At 44.9% G+C, this 18770-nt stretch carries 15 protein-coding genes; 12 read left to right on the top strand and 3 right to left on the bottom strand.

Translation table 11 applies throughout. From position 1 onward, the window contains the following. Positions 1 to 11: 11 nt before the first annotated feature. From cobS to DP_RS16905, 6 genes are all read left to right on the top strand, one after another. The gene (gene cobS / locus DP_RS09985; RefSeq protein WP_011189192.1) at positions 12 to 785 is read left to right on the top strand and encodes an adenosylcobinamide-GDP ribazoletransferase; all 774 of its coding nucleotides are present in this window, start codon (positions 12 to 14) and stop codon (positions 783 to 785) included. A 69-nt stretch (positions 786 to 854) separates the two neighbouring features. Further along, a complete protein-coding gene (locus tag DP_RS09980) occupies positions 855 to 3416 on the top strand; it encodes a cobyric acid synthase (protein ID WP_011189191.1) in 2562 nt (853 codons plus the stop codon). After that, complete coding sequence (gene cbiB, locus DP_RS09975) at positions 3417 to 4409, top strand: adenosylcobinamide-phosphate synthase CbiB (protein WP_011189190.1); 993 nt, start codon at positions 3417 to 3419, stop codon at positions 4407 to 4409. Positions 4410 to 4535: 126 nt separating this feature from the next. Then, entirely contained in the window at positions 4536 to 4949 is a 414-nt protein-coding gene (gene ndk, locus DP_RS09970) for a nucleoside-diphosphate kinase (RefSeq protein ID WP_011189189.1), read from the top strand. 240 nt (positions 4950 to 5189) lie between these two features. After that, entirely contained in the window at positions 5190 to 6323 is a 1134-nt protein-coding gene (locus DP_RS09965; RefSeq protein ID WP_011189188.1) for an ABC transporter substrate-binding protein, read from the top strand. Between the two features lies 1 nt (position 6324). Then, positions 6325 to 9291: a cache domain-containing protein gene (locus DP_RS16905; protein ID WP_011189187.1), complete on the top strand. Its 2967-nt coding sequence runs from the start codon at positions 6325 to 6327 to the stop codon at positions 9289 to 9291. On the opposite strand, the gene xseA is transcribed toward DP_RS16905, so the two are convergent. Further along, positions 9272 to 10618 carry an exodeoxyribonuclease VII large subunit gene (gene xseA, locus DP_RS09955; RefSeq protein WP_011189186.1) on the bottom strand — a complete coding sequence of 449 codons (1347 nt, stop codon included), beginning with the start codon at positions 10616 to 10618 and terminating at the stop codon, positions 9272 to 9274. The genes DP_RS16905 and xseA overlap by 20 nt on opposite strands. A 225-nt stretch (positions 10619 to 10843) precedes the next feature. Here xseA and DP_RS09950 point away from each other — a divergent pair, with 225 nt between their 5' ends. The 5 genes from DP_RS09950 (at position 10844) to DP_RS09930 (ending at position 14907) form a co-directional block, all read left to right on the top strand. Beyond that, complete coding sequence (locus tag DP_RS09950) at positions 10844 to 11533, top strand: YfgM family protein (RefSeq protein WP_041277869.1); 690 nt, start codon at positions 10844 to 10846, stop codon at positions 11531 to 11533. Then, on the top strand, positions 11530 to 12390 hold the full coding sequence (gene panC, locus DP_RS09945; protein ID WP_011189184.1) for a pantoate--beta-alanine ligase: 861 nt from the start codon (positions 11530 to 11532) through the stop codon (positions 12388 to 12390). Before DP_RS09950 ends, panC begins: the two co-directional genes overlap by 4 nt. Before the next feature lie 156 nt (positions 12391 to 12546). Next, positions 12547 to 12906, top strand: coding sequence for an aspartate 1-decarboxylase (gene panD, locus DP_RS09940; RefSeq protein ID WP_041277868.1), 360 nt, complete (start codon positions 12547 to 12549; stop codon positions 12904 to 12906). 31 nt (positions 12907 to 12937) lie between these two features. Next, on the top strand, positions 12938 to 14140 hold the full coding sequence (locus DP_RS09935; RefSeq protein WP_011189182.1) for a DegT/DnrJ/EryC1/StrS family aminotransferase: 1203 nt from the start codon (positions 12938 to 12940) through the stop codon (positions 14138 to 14140). Positions 14141 to 14319: 179 nt separating this feature from the next. Continuing rightward, a complete protein-coding gene (locus DP_RS09930) occupies positions 14320 to 14907 on the top strand; it encodes a nucleoside deaminase (protein WP_049785068.1) in 588 nt (195 codons plus the stop codon). A 91-nt stretch (positions 14908 to 14998) separates the two neighbouring features. Here DP_RS09930 and lpxC read toward each other — a convergent pair whose 3' ends face one another. Together lpxC and lpxK are read right to left on the bottom strand one after the other, a co-directional pair. Beyond that, positions 14999 to 15991 (bottom strand): UDP-3-O-acyl-N-acetylglucosamine deacetylase, encoded by a 993-nt coding sequence (lpxC, locus tag DP_RS09925; RefSeq protein WP_011189180.1) that lies wholly within the window; start codon positions 15989 to 15991, stop codon positions 14999 to 15001. A 192-nt stretch (positions 15992 to 16183) separates the two neighbouring features. Further along, the gene (gene lpxK / locus DP_RS09920; RefSeq protein WP_011189179.1) at positions 16184 to 17230 is read right to left on the bottom strand and encodes a tetraacyldisaccharide 4'-kinase; all 1047 of its coding nucleotides are present in this window, start codon (positions 17228 to 17230) and stop codon (positions 16184 to 16186) included. 550 nt (positions 17231 to 17780) lie between these two features. Here lpxK and DP_RS09915 point away from each other — a divergent pair. Next, positions 17781 to 18740 carry a Gfo/Idh/MocA family oxidoreductase gene (locus DP_RS09915; protein WP_011189178.1) on the top strand — a complete coding sequence of 320 codons (960 nt, stop codon included), beginning with the start codon at positions 17781 to 17783 and terminating at the stop codon, positions 18738 to 18740. The last annotated feature ends 30 nt before the right edge of the window (positions 18741 to 18770 follow it).

Below are 18770 nucleotides of genomic sequence, written 5' to 3'. Positions count from 1 at the left end.
AGAAGAGGTGGATGGTGCTTGATCAGCTCAAAAAAAACTGCCATATATTTTGTGTGGCCCTTCGTTTTCTCACCATTCTGCCTGTGCGGTGGTGGGCGGGGGATGATGCAAAGTACTTTAACAAGACACCTCCTTTTTTTCCTCTGGTAGGTCTTGTTATCGGTCTGCTGGCGGTTATTGTGGTCTGCCTCAGTTCCATACTCCTGCCCCAGCCCGTTGTGGCTGCTCTGCTCCTGGTCTTCTTTGCCGGGATATCAGGATTTTTGCATCTGGATGGTCTGGCAGATAGCTGTGATGGCCTGCTCTCAGCCCGTCCTGCTGAACGCAGTCTGGAAATCATGAAGGACAGTAATACCGGGGCAATGGGACTTGTCGGCGTTGTTTTGCTGATGATTGTCAAGTACGCCAGCCTGGCCTCCATATCTCCCCTCCACCTTGCATTCGCCGCCCTGCTCATCCCCGTGGCTGGACGTTGCGCCATGCTTATGGCAATGGCAACTCAGCGTTACTGTCGCCCGGAAGGTGGTTTGGGAGCTCTCTTTTATTCCCCCAACAGCTTGCGTTTAGGCATCCTGGCAACGGCTTTTCTCTTCTGCCTGCTCTCTCTTATCTCCCTGAAATTTGCTCTTATTTCCCTCCTTGTGATATGCGCGGGCGTCTATCTCTTCGGCCGTTTTTGTAAGAGTCGAATTGGTGGGGCAACGGGGGATACCTTGGGCGCTATCACTGAAATTTCAGAGATGCTTATGGCGTTACTTTTTTCTATGAACTTTATTGCAGGTTAATTCAGGGTCCCTGTTGCTCATCTTTGCAAAAAAGCAGAGGCCTGCAGGGATGACATTTGGGGTAGTTTCATGATTAAAAGAAAAGAACATGGCGGTAATCTCAGAAAAATAAAGGCCGAAGGTGCTGAACAAAAGATCATCGATTTCAGTGCCAATATAAACCCCCTGGGGCCCCCTGAATGGTTACGACCGGTGATCAGTAATGAGTTGGAAACGCTCATTCATTATCCCGATCCCGATTGTCTGGAGTTCTGCCAGGCCATTGCCGGGCACCATGGCATTTCCGAGAAGAGGGTGGTGGCGGGAAACGGCACAGCAGAGTTGCTTTATGCCCTTCTACGCATCATCCCCAGTAAGAGAATCGTTATTCCAGTACCCTCCTATATCGATTACTATCATGCGGCGAGTCAGACGGGGCAGGAGATTGTCCCCGTGGAGCTCTCCCCGGAAAACGGTTTTCAACTCTCTCTTGAGCGCTTAAAAAAAATTCTACGACCGGGTGATCTTGCCCTTATCGCCAGGCCTAACAATCCAACCGGCCTCCTCCCCGATACAGAACAGTTGGCAGATATTATCAAATCCATGCCAGAGGTATGGTTCTGTCTGGACGAGGCATTTTTGGATTTTATCGCAGACGAGCCAAGCTTTGCCGGCCGATTTGAAAATGTCATTACCCTCAACTCAATGACAAAGTTTTATGCCCTACCCGGCCTGCGTCTGGGATATTGTAGCTGTTCTGAAGAATTAAAAGTGGCCCTGCATAATGCCCTACCGCCCTGGACGGTCAACACTCTGGCCCAAGCCGTGGGTAAACGCCTTTTTGCCGATGAGACCTATAGGCAACAGAGCCTCGCCTATGCGGAGGCTGCCCGCAGGGATTGTTTTCAGGAGCTGAGTTCACTAGATGCCCTGGAGGTTTTTCCCTCCCGGGTCAACTACCATCTCTGCCGTCTGCGAGATGGTGGGGCGGTTGAGCCTCTCAGGAAAAGACTGCTTCAGGCCGGCTTTGCCATTCGTCCATGTGAGAATTTTAGTGGACTGGACAGGAGCTATTTTCGTGTTGCCGTCCGCACCCATGAGGAAAACCATCTCTTCTTCCAAGCCCTGCGTACCTCGCTGGCAACAGTACCGAGCAAAAAAAAGAGAGAAAAGAGACCCACACCAGCTCTAATGCTCCAAGGCACCTGTTCCAATGCTGGGAAATCGGTACTCACCGCCGCCCTCTGCCGTATCCTTGTCCAGGATGGAATTAAGGTAGCCCCATTTAAGGCGCAGAATATGTCACTAAACTCCTTTGTCACCCGCGACGGCAGGGAAATGGGCCGAGCCCAGGTGGTACAGGCCCAAGCAGCCTGTATTGATCCCCATTGGCGAATGAATCCTATTCTCTTAAAGCCAAATTCTGATACGGGCAGTCAGGTGATCGTTCAGGGAAGGCCTGTGGGCAATATGAGCGTAGGTCAGTACCATCGCTATAAGGGTCAGGCCTGGCATAAGGTACAGGAATCCTACGATGAACTGGCGGCGGAATATGATACCATCATCCTTGAGGGTGCTGGCTCGCCGGGAGAGGTGAACCTGAAGCAACATGACATTGTCAATATGCGTATGGCCCAACATGCTCAATCTCCTGTTCTTCTGGTAGGGGACATTGACCGGGGTGGAGTATATGCCTCCTTTGTGGGTATCATGGAGGTACTTTCCCAGTGGGAACGTGACCTAGTTGCCGGTTTTCTGGTAAACCGTTTTCGGGGCGATGCCCGCCTTCTCTCTTCAGCCCACGATTATCTCCTTCAGCATACGGGCAGAAAGGTTCTTGGGGTTGTCCCCTATATTCATCAGCTCGGTATTCCAGAAGAAGACTCTGTCTCCTTTAAATCCGGGGCCCTTGACAGTCTGCCACCTATTGGCGACCATGTGGTAATCTCTGTTCTTTCTCTGCCGCATCTCTCTAATTTCACAGATATAGAGCCCTTTTTAACCGAACCAGATGTCCACATCAGGATCGTTACGAGAGTTACTGAGCTTGAGAACAGCGATGCAATCATTATTCCCGGCTCAAAAAATGTGCTTGGGGATATGCGCTGGTTACAGGAGGGAGGCTTTGTTGAATATATTAAGGAGTTTGCCACAGATGGTGGCACCGTAGTTGGTATATGCGGCGGCTATCAAATGCTGGGGAGAAAAATTTCAGACCCCCATGGGGTAGAGTCTGCCCGCCTCAGCGATGAAGGGCTTGGCATTCTTGATATTGGCACCGAGATAGGAGAGGACAAGAAATTATTACGTAAAACCGGTCATCATATATCCTCACAAACAGCCGTCCACGGCTATGAAATTCATCATGGCATTTCTGTTGGTAAAAGCGCCCCTCTCTTTCTCTTTAATGACGGGTCCTACTGTGGTCACAAGGCAGAGAATCTGCCCGTCTGGGGGGCCTATCTCCATGGTATGTTTGATGCAGATGATTTCAGACGACTGTTCATTGATGACCTACGCCAGAAAAAAGGCCTTAGCAGAGAGGGAAGGGTACTTGCACCCTATAACCTTGACGGGGCCTTTGAAACTCTTGCTAAAACCGTACGCGAATCTGTAGACATGGATGCCATTTACCACCTTCTGGGACTTTAAATGTTCAGTATAAAAATACTCTTAGCCATTATTCTCGATCTTTTTTTGGGTGATCCCTCATGCTATCCTCACCCCGTGCGCTGTATTGGTTTGGCCATTAATCGTTGGGAAAAATTTTACAGACCCAGAGTAGCTCAACCCTTCTGGGCAGGAGTTCTCACGGTCTGTTCGGTACTAACCCTGGTGATTCTTACCTTGGCTGTTTTTTTTACCCTGCTTGCCATTTTTCCCCCGATAGTCACCGATTTTGCTGCTGTGTTACTACTCTATACGACGGTGGCAATAAAGGATCTGAAGAAGGAGAGCATGGCCGTTTATCGGGCCCTGATACAGGGGGAAGATTTGCCGAAAACCAGAAAGCTTTTGGCACGGATTGTTGGTCGCGACACCGAAAACCTTGACCGACCTGCCATTATCAGGGCCACGGTGGAGACCGTTGGTGAAAACCTTGCCGATGGCATTATCGCCCCGCTCTTTTGGGCAGTGGCCCTAAGTATCTTTGCCCCTCTGCTGGGAGTAAAGGCGATTGTTTTGGCCTCTGTCGGGGCCATGAGCTATAAGGCCATTAACACCATGGACTCCATGCTGGGTTATAAAAACGAAAGATATATCCTCTTTGGCCGAGCAGCTGCCCGACTCGATGACTGGGCCAACTGGCTGCCGGCAAGATGTACGGCCCTGGGCATTGTGGCCATCAGCTTTATGGCCGGCTATAACGGCCCTCAGGCATGGAAGATTTTTAAGCGAGATCGATACCAGCACACAAGTCCCAATGCAGGACATCCAGAGGCAGCTCTGGCAGGAGCCCTGAATATCCGTCTCTGTGGCCCCAGTGTCTATTTTGGCAATATTGTAGAAAAGCCCTACATAGGTAATGCCCTTCGAGCAATAGAACCGGATGACATTCGACAAGCAAACCGAATTGTTCTCTTCACAACTTTTTTGTTAAGCCTTCTTTTTTTGTTATTTCGTTTTGTTCTGACAGGTCTCTAGGAGACTAGCCCATTCTTGACAATTGTCCTGCGGAATGCTACAGGTGGAACAAATTATCTTTATAAGTTTGCGAAAATTTGTCTTTTTTTATCACTTTAACCCCCAAGGATTAAAAGCGAGGAAATTATGGAAAAAACTTTTGCTATTATTAAACCCGATGCATTTGCAGCTGGAAATGCGGGAAAAATTCTTGCCCGCATCTACCAAGAAGGATTTACGGTAATTGGTTTGAAAAAACTGTGCATGAGCCAAAGGGAGGCAGAAGGTTTTTATGCCGTACATAATAAAAAACCTTTTTTTGCTGAGCTCACCAAATTTATGAGCAGTGGCCCATGCATCGTCATGGTCCTTGAAGCAGAAGGCTGTATAGGAAAATGGCGCGATCTGATGGGGGCCACCAACCCCGCTGATGCCAAACCTGGGTCCCTGCGCAGAGAATTTGGCACCATTGTAGGTGAAAATGCAACCCATGGTTCCGATGCACCTGAAACGGCAGCCGTTGAATTGGAGTACTTTTTTTCAGGCCTTGAGCTTCTGTAGACCACCTTGCCAAATCAGAGAGGAAGGGGCGACATAAAGCCTTTATCTCAAGTGGTATGATTCTTCTTTACCTGTCCTCAAGATCTTACCTTTTACTTTTTTCTAGCAAAAGGTAAGAATATTATCCACCTACCTCTCTTTACTTATTATAATTTCTCGCAAAAAGAGTATATTAGTTTACCATTAATATGGAATTCACCTTAGCCCCTGTCCATTCCCCCTAGATGATAAGCAGTAACTATGACTAACAAAATCATTATATACCTGTCTGCTCTACTCCTCTTCTGCATCCCCTTACCTGGTATTTCTCAGGCTAAGAGTCCAATAATCCTAGGCCAATCTGCGCCCCTTACGGGAAAATCGGCGCGACTCGGTCTTAACTTCCGCCTGGGGCTGCTCGCTGCCTTTGCCGAGATAAACGCAGAGGGTGGTGTGCATGGACGGGATATACTGTTAAAGAGCCGGGATGATGGTTATGAGCCTCATCGGACACTGTTTAATGTACAAAAACTTATTGATAACGATAACGCTTTTTTGCTTATAGGAAATGTGGGTACTCCGACAACAGAAGAAATTTTGCCGCTCCTCTCTGCCAGACAAATACCACTGTTATTTCCATATACCGGAGCAGTGTCTCTACGAGATATAAAACACCCACAAATACTGCATGCTCGGGCGAGTTATCGCCTGGAAATTGAAAATATTGTTAAGTTCCTTACAGAAAAAAAGGGCGTCCAACGCATAGCCTGTTTTTACCAAAACGATAGCTTTGGCAAGAGTAATTTGCAAACAGTTCAAGATGTATTACGGCAAAAATCGCTCAAATTGGTAGCGCAAGGGAAGTATGAAAGAAATACCCTCTCTGTCTTAGGAGCATTAAAGACTATAGATGAGCAGGAACCTGAAGCTATTATACTGGTGGGATCTTATGCGCCCTGTGCAGAATATATTAAGCTTGATAAGATCAAAAACAGAAAAAATCGTATTTATTGCAATATTTCCTTTGCCAGTCCTGGAGACTTACAGAAATCTTTGGGAAAACTGGGAACCAACGTTTTTGTTTCTGCCGTGGTCCCCTTCCCCTGGGCTGAAAGCCTTCTGGTAAAAAATTATAGAAAAGCTCTTCTTTTAATCGATGAAAACACGGGCCCAAGTTTTTTGTCATTGGAAGGTTATATTGCAGGCCGTCTCTTTACGAAGATAGCAAGAGCTGTACCTGGAAGACTTACCAGAGAAAGATTTCTTGCGACTGCCCAAAAGAATATAAACATTAAGATTGATGATAAAATTTGTCGCTTAGCTGAAAGGATTCCCCTAGGGAGAGATTCTCTTTACCTCGTCTCTCTCTTCCCAGATTTCCAGAAGGTGCAATAGGATGTTACTGAATAAGGCTAGGCGAGATGTAAAGGCTTCTCTTTCAATAGCTCCCTTCTGGGCGAGCGCTACTGTTATTTTTGTTCTTTATCTTTTCACCGGAACCTATTGGGTTATTGATGAGTGTAAAAAATATGCCGGCGTACTCGCCTTTACCGAGGAGGAGTATCTGCGCCAGAGCAGACATGCCTTACAAAATACCACTGAGGGTATTTTGGCGTCTATTCAAAGGCAAGAGTCTCTCGTTGAGCAAGAGGTGAAAAAAGAAGTACAGGAGCAGGTCCAGGAAGCCTATACCCTGACCTCCCATTTTTACAATATGTACAATGAAACCATACCTAAAAAAAAGCTTCAGCAGATGATTAGTGAAGCTCTGAGACCCATGCGTTGGGACATGGGCAGGGGATATTTCTTTATCACCGATACCAGAGCAAATACCTTTGTTCTTCAGGCTGGTAGCCCGGAAATGGAAAACATGCCCGTTGAGAAGACGCTCTTATCTGCCTTTAAGGAGATTACCAACGGGCAAGGCGCAGGATTTTTTTCCTATTTGGCAGAAAAGCCTAATAGCAGCGATGGCAAGTACTCTAAGATCTCTTTCATAAAAAAATTTTCACCCTATAACTGGATTATTGGCACAGGAGTTTATCTTGATCAATTCGCCAGACATGGTCAAAAAAAGACCCTTGCTATTATGGAGGGTAGCCGTTTTGGTGACGGGGGGTATTTTCTCTGTTTTGATGGGGAAGGCCGTACTGTTATTGATTTTGATAAATTACGCACAGGTCGGTCTATCAGTAGCTTAAAGGATATTGATGGCAATTCCTATGGCCTGGAGCTACAAAAAATTGGTGCTACGGGCCTCAGGAGTGGCTTCCTGATCTATAAAATGCCTGATCACTTTGGTAATCCTGTACAACGACTGAGTTATGTAGCCAATTATCAACCATGGAATTGGACCATTGTTGCCAGTGTTGAACTCTCTGCCATGCAAGAGGCATTGAACATAGCAGAGGATCGCCATAAAGATGCCCTTATTCATGGCATTGTCTTTTATTGTCTCACCGTGTTTTTAACCATTATTTTGGTCTTTTTTATTGCCCGCCATTATTCAATCAAGATAAGAAATGAATTTAATATATTCACAGATCTTTTTGTTCAGGTAAATAAAAAGAATCTCGCCTTTAAGCGAGACTCCTTTACCTATAGAGAGTTTGAAACCTTAGGTCTCTATGCAAATAAGATAATTGCAGATAGAAATAATACGGAAAAAATTCTTCAATCAAACGAACTTCGCCTTGAGACCCTGCTGCAACTATGGAGTATTGCTCCCGAGGGAATTGTCGGTCTTGCTCAGTTTTCCCTGCAAAAAATGGTTGCAATGCTCGATAGTGAATACGGTTATATTGCTCTCTACGATGATGAAAAAAAACAGCTCTCTCTGTTAGCCACAGAGGGCTTTTCTGCTAAACAAGAAGGGATAGAAAAGGTTTTTAGTTTTTCCGGTCACTCCCTACCCGCCAGGGTTGCCCGGCTAGGACGAACCTTTTTCGACAATACAGCTAGCATAAAAAACAATACCGAGATTTATCCTGCCAGGGTCGTGATTAAGAACTATCTTAATGTCCCCCATCTTGATGGTACATCGCCGACAATAATAGCTGGCCTGTGTAATAAAAATGGCAAGTACGATGAGCAGGATAGTAAACAAATATCTCTGGTACTCAACGGTCTATGGCATGTTTACTCAAAGCATAATGACCAACTGGAGATGGAAAGACTACGGGTTTTGCTACACAGTATTTATGATTCTCAGCCATCTCTTTTTGTGGTGGTGAATAAGAGATGCGTAATCACCTACTGTAATATAGCCACAGAGAAATACGTTGGACAACCTCTTGAGAGTATAGAAAAAAAAGATTTTGAAGAAATTTTTCCCCGGCTAAAAGCATATAAGGCCAATATTATTGGTGTTACCAATACCAGAGTCCCCTTTGAGAAGGCGAATATTCCAAGAAACAGTAGTGGCACAATTTATTATGAGACCATTACTATCTTTCCTTTAAGCTCTGATAAGATTATGGGTGCGGTCATTCGTCTTGATGATGTAACGGAAAAGGTGAAGATCGATGACATTATGGCTCAATCCCAAAAGATGCTCTCTGTTTCAGGAATAGCCGCTGGAATGGCCTATGAGATGAACAAACCCCTGCTTGGTTTGAGTCGTAATATGCAATTAATTCGCAAGAGCTTTTTCGAAAATATTGCGGCAAATCAGAACACTGCGGAGGAGTCTGGTCTGGATTTGCAGGCCTTAAATCACTATTTAGAAAAAAGGGGGGTAAATACCCTTTTAAATTCAATTGATGAGTATACATATCGGGCAATTGGACTTGTAAAAAATATGCTCTCAGTTGGGCACCAAGGGGATACTCAATATAGCTTTGAAGATATTGTCGCTCTCACTGAATCTGCCATTGATCTCGTCAAAAGTGATCATGATATTCAAAAAAATATTGACCTAGAGTCAATAACTATAGAGAGAGACTTCGCAGATAAGCTGCCAATGATATCCTGCTCCCGGGTAAATATACAACAGGTACTCTTTAATATTCTTGTTAACGCCCTCTATGCTCTTGGCACAGATCAGGACACTCGCTTACAAAAACGGATCAAGATATCTATATCCCAGAATATTCGTTGGATAAGTATCAATATAAAAGATAATGGACCGGGAATGGATCTCATAACAGCAAAGCGTATCTTTGAACCCTTCTACAGCACCAAACCCAAGGGGCTTGGTACGGGTCTAGGACTGTCTATAGCTACCTTTATTGTTAGAAACCAACATGCAGGTTTACTCGACGCCCACTCTGTCCTAGGAGAGGGGACTACCTTTATGATTAAATTACCCCTTAACAGGACGAGTTACAACCCTGATCTTTTGCTTAATCCTGGTTGCTCTTAACTATCTTACAGTCAAGGGAGCCTTGGCCAAGGAGGACATTGATCTCCTGCCCCTCCTTTACCTGAGTACTGTTTGAGATGATTTCCTTTCTGCCCGTGGAAATAATTCTTGCCACAGCATAACCTCGGGAAAGGGTAGCCAGAGGGCTGACGCTGTTGAGTAAGGCGGCCTGTTGAGAAAACTGCCCCTTTTTTTCATCAAGGCTATGTCTTATCTGTCTCTTCAGCCTGTGTTTTAAATTTTCTACCCTCTGTTTTTGCAAAATGATCTTGTGTAGAGGCGCTTCCGCCTTAAGACGCTCACTGCCCTGTTGCAGTTTTTGCTCTCGCCTCTCCATAGATGAGAGCATTGCCTGTTTGAAATAGGAGATGGTAAGTTCGAGATGGTGAGAGGATTGTTCAACCGAATACTCTATGAGACTGAGGGATTTTGTGAGCCGTTTCAGCTTTTGCTGATAGAAAGAAATTTGTCCACCCAGTATGGCCCTTTGCCGATTGCCATAGGCCATAATTTTTCGTCCTAGTTCCTCACTGTCAGCCAAGAGCATCTCAGCAGCCCCCGTAGGTGTGGCAGCTCTGGCATCAGCACAAAAATCAGCAATTGTAAAATCAACCTCATGACCTACCCCTGTAACTACGGGCAACTGAGATGCATGGATGGCCTCAGCCACGGCAATTTCGTTGAAGGCCCATAGATCCTCAATCGAGCCACCACCCCGACAAAGGACAATGAGATCAATATTATCAAGGCCATTGGCTATTCGGATTGCCTCAGCTATCTCCTCTGCCGCCTGTTCGCCCTGAACTCGTACGGGCAGTATTTGCAAATGAGTAAAGCTCTGCCGAATTTGATATATCTTCAGAAAATCTTGTATTGCAGCCCCTGTAGGTGAAGAAATAATAACAATTTTTTCAGGATAGGGAGGAATGTTCTTTTTGCTAGATCCTGCAAAATAGCCCCTCTCTTCCAGCCTTTTTTTTATTTTTTCAAACTCCTGACGAAATTGTCCTGCCCCGTCACCTTCAATGCTGTCAACGATGATCTGATATTCACCTCGTGGTTCATAAAGAGATATTCTGCCATGGCAGATAACCTGTTTACCGTCCTGTAGAGGATCAAGGAGATAGCGCTTCTGGTTTTTAAAGATAACAGCTCGTATTTGGGCCTTATCATCCTTGAGGGTGAAGTAACTATGACCAGAATAGGGTGTTTTCAGATTAGATATTTCCCCTCTGATTGTAATAAAACGAAATTTTCCTTCTAAAAGGGTCTTGATTGATCCGGTAATCTCTGATACTGAGTATATTGGTTGCTTAAGAAATGTCATATTTAATATGAATATGTCGTTTGTTGAGTAGGATAGTCCTACTTTTGTTTTCTTGAAAATATCTCTCTTTTACGCATAGACAGGCTACGCTCTATATATTATATTGCCGAGCAATGTTAAAGTAGGAACTGCATTTCCCACTATTTGTTAGAGGCCTATTCCTCAAGTTTTAACCCTTTACGCCTTATTGTTTTCGGTCAACGAAGATATTTGGGAGACTTTTTTATGGCAAACCACAGTGCATTTGAAAAGAAGTATGTAGCAAAAGATACAATGAGCGACGTCGAAGGTGTGTTAGAACATTTTAACCTTCCCCCCAAGACCATTACCTTTATCCGAAAAAATGTCCGTGCAATCCAGTTAGCTTTGGCCTTTGTTATTATTATGGTTGTGGCTTTTTCTCTCTATGCTTCCTATAGTAAAAAACATACAGCAGAGGCGTCTTCAGCCCTTGGTCTTGCCCTCGAAGAACCTGCTGATAAACGAGCTAACTATTTAAGGAAAGTCGTAGAAGATTATTCTGGAACAAATTCGGCGACTTGGGCAACTATTGAGTTAGCACATGGCTATATGGCAGAAAAGGCATACGCTAAGGCCTATTCAAGTTACAGCATTATTCTTGATAAGATAACAGATACTGACCCCCTCCATCCATTAATCATTTTTGGTCAGGCGGAATCTCTTGAGGCTCAGAAAAAGTATGTAGAGGCCTATGAAATGTATCAGCATCTTAAGATTTTTTCCGGTTATAATGACCTGGCCTATCTTGGAATGGCTCGCACCTGGGAAGCTCGTGGTGATATAGAAAAAGCAATACTTACCTATAACGACTATCTTTTAACTCTGGAAAGCAGTCGTCCACAGGCTAAATCCTATATTGAGTCTAAAATTGTTCGATTGCAGGCAAAAAAGTGAAAAAGATAAGTAGCAGACAAGAGATACGGGAGCAGGTAAAAAAATGGCAGGAGCAAGGCCTTACCGTGGCTCTTGTCCCCACCATGGGTTGTTTTCATCAGGGCCACCTTTCTCTGATAAAAAAGGGAAGGGAGATTGCAGATCGACTTATTGTCAGTTTATTTGTCAATCCCATCCAATTTGGTCCAGGTGAAGATCTGGATGCCTACCCGCGTCCCTATGAAAAAGATTCCCGTCTGGCAGAAGAGCTTGGCACCGATGTTTTATTTTGCCCCGAAACAACGGAGATGTACGGACCAAATTTTCAGACAAATATTAGCGTGACCACTCTTACCGCTGATCTCTGTGGTGCCGGCAGACCCGGACACTTCGACGGGGTTGCCACCGTTGTCACCAAGCTCTTCCATCTCTGTCAGCCTGATTTTGCTATCTTTGGTGAAAAGGATTTTCAGCAATTAGCAATGATCAAACAGCTGGTTATTGATCTGGATTTCGATCTACAGATTATCTCCTGCCCTATCTATCGCGAAGACGATGGCTTGGCCATGAGCTCTCGAAATAAGTATCTTAATGCAGAGCAACGCCTCAAAGCCCTCTGCCTCTCTCAGGCTCTGGAAGTAGCCAAGGACTATGTCCTGGCAAGGAGTGCGGCTGGCAAGACTATTGAGAGCGATGAGGTTATAACCAAGGCGAGAGGCGTGATTATCGATGCCGGTTATGAGCCAGAGTATATTTCTATTGTTGACCAACAGACACTTGAACCTAGCCCAACAGTCCAACCGGGAAACGTGATGGCACTTGCTGTACGAATTGCTGAACGTATTCGTCTTATTGACAATTCTGCATTATTGACATAAAGAACAGAAAGAGGAAAATTTTCATGAAGATGATTTTTCCTCTTTTTTGCGTTGTGCGCCCCTTGTTTGGGCTGTGTTCTGCATTATTTTATTCGCAATAGGATAGTGCGTGTCACCTCTCCCCGCTTGAGGGTAAAATTTTATTGGTTTATTATTATGTTACATCAGATGATGAAGGCTAAGTTGCACCGAGCCACAATTTCGGCTGCTGACTTGAATTATGAAGGAAGTCTCACTATTGATACCGATCTGCTAAAAGCTTCAGGTATTCGTCCCTATGAACGTATCTATGTCTATAACGTAAATAATGGCGAACGATTTGAAACCTATGCAATTGAGGGAGAAGCGGGATCCGGTGCAATTCAACTCAACGGAGCAGCGGCACGTAAGGGAATGATAGGCGATTTTCTCATTATTGTCACCTATGCCCTCTGTTCAGACGATGAAGTAGATGAGCATAGACCAAATGTTGTTCTGCTTAACCCAGATAATACAATTAAAGAAATCGTGAAGTAGAAAATAGTCTTTTCTACAAAAGGAGAAAGAGATGCCGGGTTTTGAAGTATTTGGAGAAGAAGAAAAGCAACAGGTGAACGAAGTTCTTGATAGTGGTGTGCTTTTTCGTTACGAATTCAAAGACCAGCGTAAGGGTGTTTATAAGGTAAAAGAGTTTGAAAACAAATTTGCCAGCTATGCAAATAGCACCCATGGCCAGGCAGTAACCTCGGGAAGTGCCGCTCTGAAAGTAGCTCTTATGGGGCTTGGAGTTGGTCCTGGTGATGAGGTTATCACCCAGGGTTTTACCTTTGTTGCTACCTGGGAGGCTATTCTGGAAATTGGTGCCACTCCTGTTTTCACCGAGGTCGATGAAACCATGAATATGGATCCAGCAGACCTTAAAAAGAAGATTACCGCCAAGACAAAGTGTATTATCCCTGTGCACATGTTGGGTGCTCCCGCTCGTATAGAAGAGATTGTTGCCATTGCTAAGGCAAAAAACATCTTTGTCCTCGAAGATAGTGCTCAGGCACCAGGCGCCCGCATTAACGGCAAGCATGTAGGTTCCTTTGGCGATTGTGGAACATTTTCTTTTGACTCAGTAAAGACCATCACCACCGGTGAAGGTGGAATGATTATTACCGATAACGCCGATCTTTGGCGCACTATGTCTGAGTATCATGACCATGGTCATGATCATCTGGATAATCCCGGTGGACGTGGTGGTGACAAACGTCGCTTTATTGGTTCCAATTATCGTATGATGGAAATTCAGGGTGCCATTGGCTTGGCTCAGCTGGGCAAACTCGACTATATTGTTTCTCAGCACCAAAAGCACAAGGCAATATTAAAAGAGGCCGCCTCGGCAATTCCTGGTGTCTCTTTTAGACATATCATGGATGAAAAAGGTGATTCTGCCTCATTCTTCTCATTTTTCCTTCAGGACAAAGAGCACAGCTCCCGGGTAAATGAGGTTCTTCGAGCAGAGGGTTGTGGGGCAATTAATTTTGCCGAAAACACCTGGCACTTTTACCCCAAATGGGAACATCTGCTTGGCGCCAAAACCTGTACCGCTTCAGGCTGGCCCTTTGTCGGTGGAGAGAATCGTAAGCGCTTTGTTTATGATCCTGCCGCCCTGCCACAGTCAGCAGACCTCATTGGTCGTTGTCTGGTCTACCCTATTGCTGTAAAAACAGATGAGGCAAAGCTTGCTCAAATGTGTACTGCCCTGAAGAAAGCTGCTCAGGTGTAGTCCTCGCCTCCTTAAAGAAAGGTACGCCGTATTGGTTTTGAAATTTCATCATATACCAATACGGTTTTTTGCGTTAGACCGAATGGTCTCTGGTAAAGAACCCATAAAGCCTTGCCCCTTTTTGCAAGGTTCCCTCTCTCTTTATAAATTGTCGCCATCTTAGCGAATGGATAATAGCCATGCCAAATAGTACATTTTCTTTAAACTTGCCTGAATGGGCAACGAAATTACAGCAGAACCTTCCCGAGTTTATGCCAAAGGCGGAGGATCGAATGGCGGCTGTTATCGAATTTTCCCGACAGAATATTCGCCAAGAAACAGGTGGACCCTTTGCTGCAGGGATTTTTGAAAAAGAGAGTGGTCGGTTGGTAATGCTCGGAGTTAATCGAGTGATGCCCTTAAACTGCTCTTCGGCTCATGCAGAGGTAATGGCCATCTCTCTGGCTCAGCAAAAACTTGAGAACTTTGATCTCGGTGCGCCCGGTATGCCGGAACATGAGTTGGTGGTAAATTGGCGTCCCTGCATTATGTGTTTGGGTGCCCTTATGTGGTCCGGTGCCCGCCATCTCACCATTGCCGGATCAGGACCTGAGCTTGAAGAGATAACAGGTTTTGATGAAGGATTTGTGCCAGATGATTGGCAGGCCCAACTCGCGTTAAGAAGTATTTCAGTAACGGACAATATGCTTACCGAGAAGGCTGTTGAGGTCTTTTACGAGTTTGCCAAGAGCGGTAGTCATGTCTATAATGCTCGCCAAGGTAGCTGACCATTGGTAATTTTTTAGGCGACAAAGACAAAAAAGGGTTTACGGTTTTACCGTAAACCCTTTTTTTTCGACCAGAAGAAGAGGCTATCCCCTAGGCAACTAGTGGCTGAGGGTTGAAGAAAGGCATAAGTATACCCTCAGCAGCGGCCAGAGTAGAGTCAATGGCTCTTCCCAGTACAGAGGTTCCTGAATTTGAGCTAAGCTCACAAAACTCCCAACAATCAGAAGCATTTGCAATGGCCTGCATAAAGGCACGATGCTCGGTATGTCCTGTTTTATGGGATCTCACATGACCTAAAATAGGGCAACCAAGTAAATAGAGATCTCCTACAATATCAAGGACCTTGTGGCGAATAAACTCATCATGGTAACGAAGACCATCTTCGTTAAGCACAGAGGTACGATTCCAATGGATCGCAATAACATTGGCAAGTGATCCACCCAGAGCAAGACCATTGGCCCACAGCTCTTCAACCTGTTCTACATAGCCAAAGGTACGGGCAGAGGCAATGTCCTTCAAAAAAGCCTCCGGCGACATATCAAAGGTATAGCTTTGAGTCTTTATTATGGCATCATCTATGGTATCGTCAAAGGAAATTTTTCCTGTTACCTTAAAACCATCATAGGGAAGAATTTCCATGACCTTATCACCTTGCTGATAGCGAATAGGCTTGATAACACGCAAAACCTTCTTCAGTCCATCCTGCCGTTTCTTGCCTGAAGATTTAAGGTGGTTAAAAAATGGACCGGCACTACCGTCCATGATAGGCACCTCGTGAGAATCAATTTCGATATCAGCATTATCAATACCGTAGGCGTGCAGGGCTGCCATCAGATGCTCGGTGGTTGAGATAGTTGCATCTGCCTCACCAATGGTAGTTGCAAGGCGGGTATCAACGATCTTGTCCATATGCGCCTTAATTACTTGGCATGGATGAAGATCTGTTCTAAAGAAGCGAATACCACTGTCAACCGGGGCAGGCTTGATGGTGAGATTTACGGTTCTTCCTGTGTGGAGACCAACGCCACAACAGCTAACAGACTTACGCAGGGTATATTGATTTGGCATTACAGATAATTTCATAGTTATTCCAAAATAGATTAAGAAGTTTACTTTATAGATGCAACAACAATGCCATTTTAAAATAAATACAAATTTATCAATTAAATCTCGCAGTAGCGGCCAGATAGAAGAGCTGCGTCTTTTTGCCCCTCCTTATCTTTTGTGAGGGAAAAAACACACATGAAGGGATTTTGGTTATAAAACACCCACTTCCTACTCCCCGAAAGAGGCACAGGTCTTTAATATAAGCTCATCAAAATCTGTACTTATCGTTGTCCTGGGTCGTGCTGAATAAAGAGGTAGCTCTGTGGCAAAAGAATCTATTTTCACCAGATCTTTATCGGTAGTAATAATTGCCTGAGCTCCACCTTTTTTCGCCTCCTTGACAATCTCCTCTATACACTGCCCTGTATACTGTTGATGATCAGAAAACGCCTTGAAACCTACCAAGGAAAAGCCCTGCTTCTCTAAATCATGATGAAATCTCTCCGGATTGGCAATACCGCAAAAGGCAAATACCTTTTTGGGCAGATGAGTAACCACTTTTTCTTGTTTGGCGGAATAAAAAACACCCTCTGTTCTATAAACAGAAAAAAGAGGGCACTGAGGCAGCTCGTGCTGTAATTCAAGCTCAATTGCCAACAACTCCTCCTCTTCTCGTGGACATTTACCCGTAATCAAAAATGCGTCCGCTCGATCTAGGGCAAAGCGGGCCTCACGTAGATCTCCACCGGGAAAAACCCTATTATTGCCCATGCCCGTCTGGGCATCAAAGAGTACCAGATCAAGATTACGGGCAACAGCAAGATGCTGAAAGCCATCATCGAGGATAATCACCTCTGCCTGCATTTTTTCTACGGCATACTTACAGGACAGGTATCGTTTTTTCCCTGTAATAACAATGACACCCGCCAGCATGGAGGCAAGCATATAGGGTTCATCCCCCGCCTGTTCCGCCGAGAGGAGTATCCTCTGGCCATCGGAGACAATATTAACCTCGCCCCCGGACTTTCCAGAGTAGCCACGACTAATAATGGCCGGTTGTAGACCGTGTTCAAGCAGGAGTTTAGCAATATAATGAGTTACCGGTGTTTTGCCCGTACCTCCCATGGTTAAATTCCCCACTGAAATAACAGGTACCGGAAAATGATGTTGCCTGAATAGGCCACGACGGTATAGTAGGCAACGTAATTTCATAATGCCTGCATAGAGAGAGGAAAGGGGCCAACCTATAGAAAATAATATATCTTTTTTTTGCATTTTTCTTGCCCTAGCTGTTTTTCAATTTATGGGGGAGCTTGAAAGGTTGGTAATTTCGACGAGGAGTAACCTCGATGCGCGAGGCAGGATATTGGCCACAAATATTGAGGCTTGAAAAAAACCCCTTGTCCCCTCTGCAGGTATTCTTACAAGCCATAGGCATGCTAATTATCTGCTGATTGGAAAGCAAGGATAATTGCAGTTTACCTCATTCATATTGACACGAGTTTGCTCACCGGCAAAACAGAATATCTCTTATATTTCTGAAAAAGGGGTGGCTGCTATCTCTACTTCCGTTAAGGGTGAGAAAAATTTCTTTGAAATTGTTGGGCAAATCAACAAAAAAGGCAGACACACACAAAAATTTAGTTAACAAAATGTCAATCAGGCATTACATATTGCTCTTTGTGTTTATGGTAGAGACAAAAAAGGTAGCTTAAAAAATTATTAGAGTTCAAAATTTATATATGTGCCTGCGAGAACTAGCGGGCAACTCAATGCAAAAAGAGATTCGCGAAAGAACTTTTTTGGTTCTTACTAAAGGGAAAATATGAAAATTATTAAGGCAGCTGTTATTGGTGTTGGTTATCTGGGACGTTTTCATGCCCAAAAATATGCCGCTCTTGAAGGCGTAGAGCTTGTTGGAGTGGTTGATCCAAATGGAGAACAGGCGAAGGCAGTAGCCGAGGAGTGCTCCTGCAAAGCCTTCACCGACTATCATGCTCTTCTTGATTTAGTCGATGTTGTTTCCATCGTTGTCCCCACCTCTTCTCACTATGATGTTGCCCATGATTGCCTCCAGGCAGGAATAGATGTGCTCCTTGAAAAGCCCATGACGGTCACCCTGAAAGAGGCCGATGAGCTAATAGCCATTGCCAATGAGAAAAATCTCATCTTGCAAATTGGCCACCTAGAGCGTTTCAATCCTGCCATCATTGCCATGCAACCCTTTCTTAACAAGCCGGTTTTTGTAGAAAGTCATCGGGTCGCAACATTTAAAAACAGGGCGACAGATGTGGATGTTGTTCTCGATTTAATGATACATGATATTGATATTATTTTAAGCATTGTCCAAAGCCCCTTGGAGTCAATCCACAGCATAGGTGCCCAGTTAGCCACCAAGACAACAGATATAGCCAACGCCCGCCTGGTCTTTAAAAACGGGGCGGCCGCCAATGTTTCGGTGAGTAGAGTCTCTTCAGGCAACAGTCGCAAGATGCGTGTTTTTCAGCAAAACTCTTTTATAAACATTGATTTTGCCAGTAGAGTAATAGCTGTTACCGAGTTTACCAGTGAAAAGCAGCAGGACGTTATGCCTGAATCCACCACCACCACCAAGGTCTTTGAGCAAGCCGACGCCCTGAAGAGTGAAATAGAGACCTTTCTTGGTCATACCCGTAGCCGAAGTCTGCCGGCAGTTTCGGGTAAAGAGGGTCGTAATGCCCTCGCTGTAGCCCAAGAGGTTATCGCCCAGGTAAAGGCCACGCAACAAAAGCCTGCCTTTTTGTAAGATAAAGAAATCCAGCACTTAGATCTAGGG

The sequence above is a fragment of the Desulfotalea psychrophila LSv54 genome, from assembly GCF_000025945.1.
GTDB classification, from domain to species: Bacteria; Desulfobacterota; Desulfobulbia; order Desulfobulbales; family Desulfocapsaceae; genus Desulfotalea; species Desulfotalea psychrophila.
The sequence above is the reverse complement of the archived record's forward strand: the minus strand, read 5'-3'. Positions and strand labels throughout refer to the sequence as shown.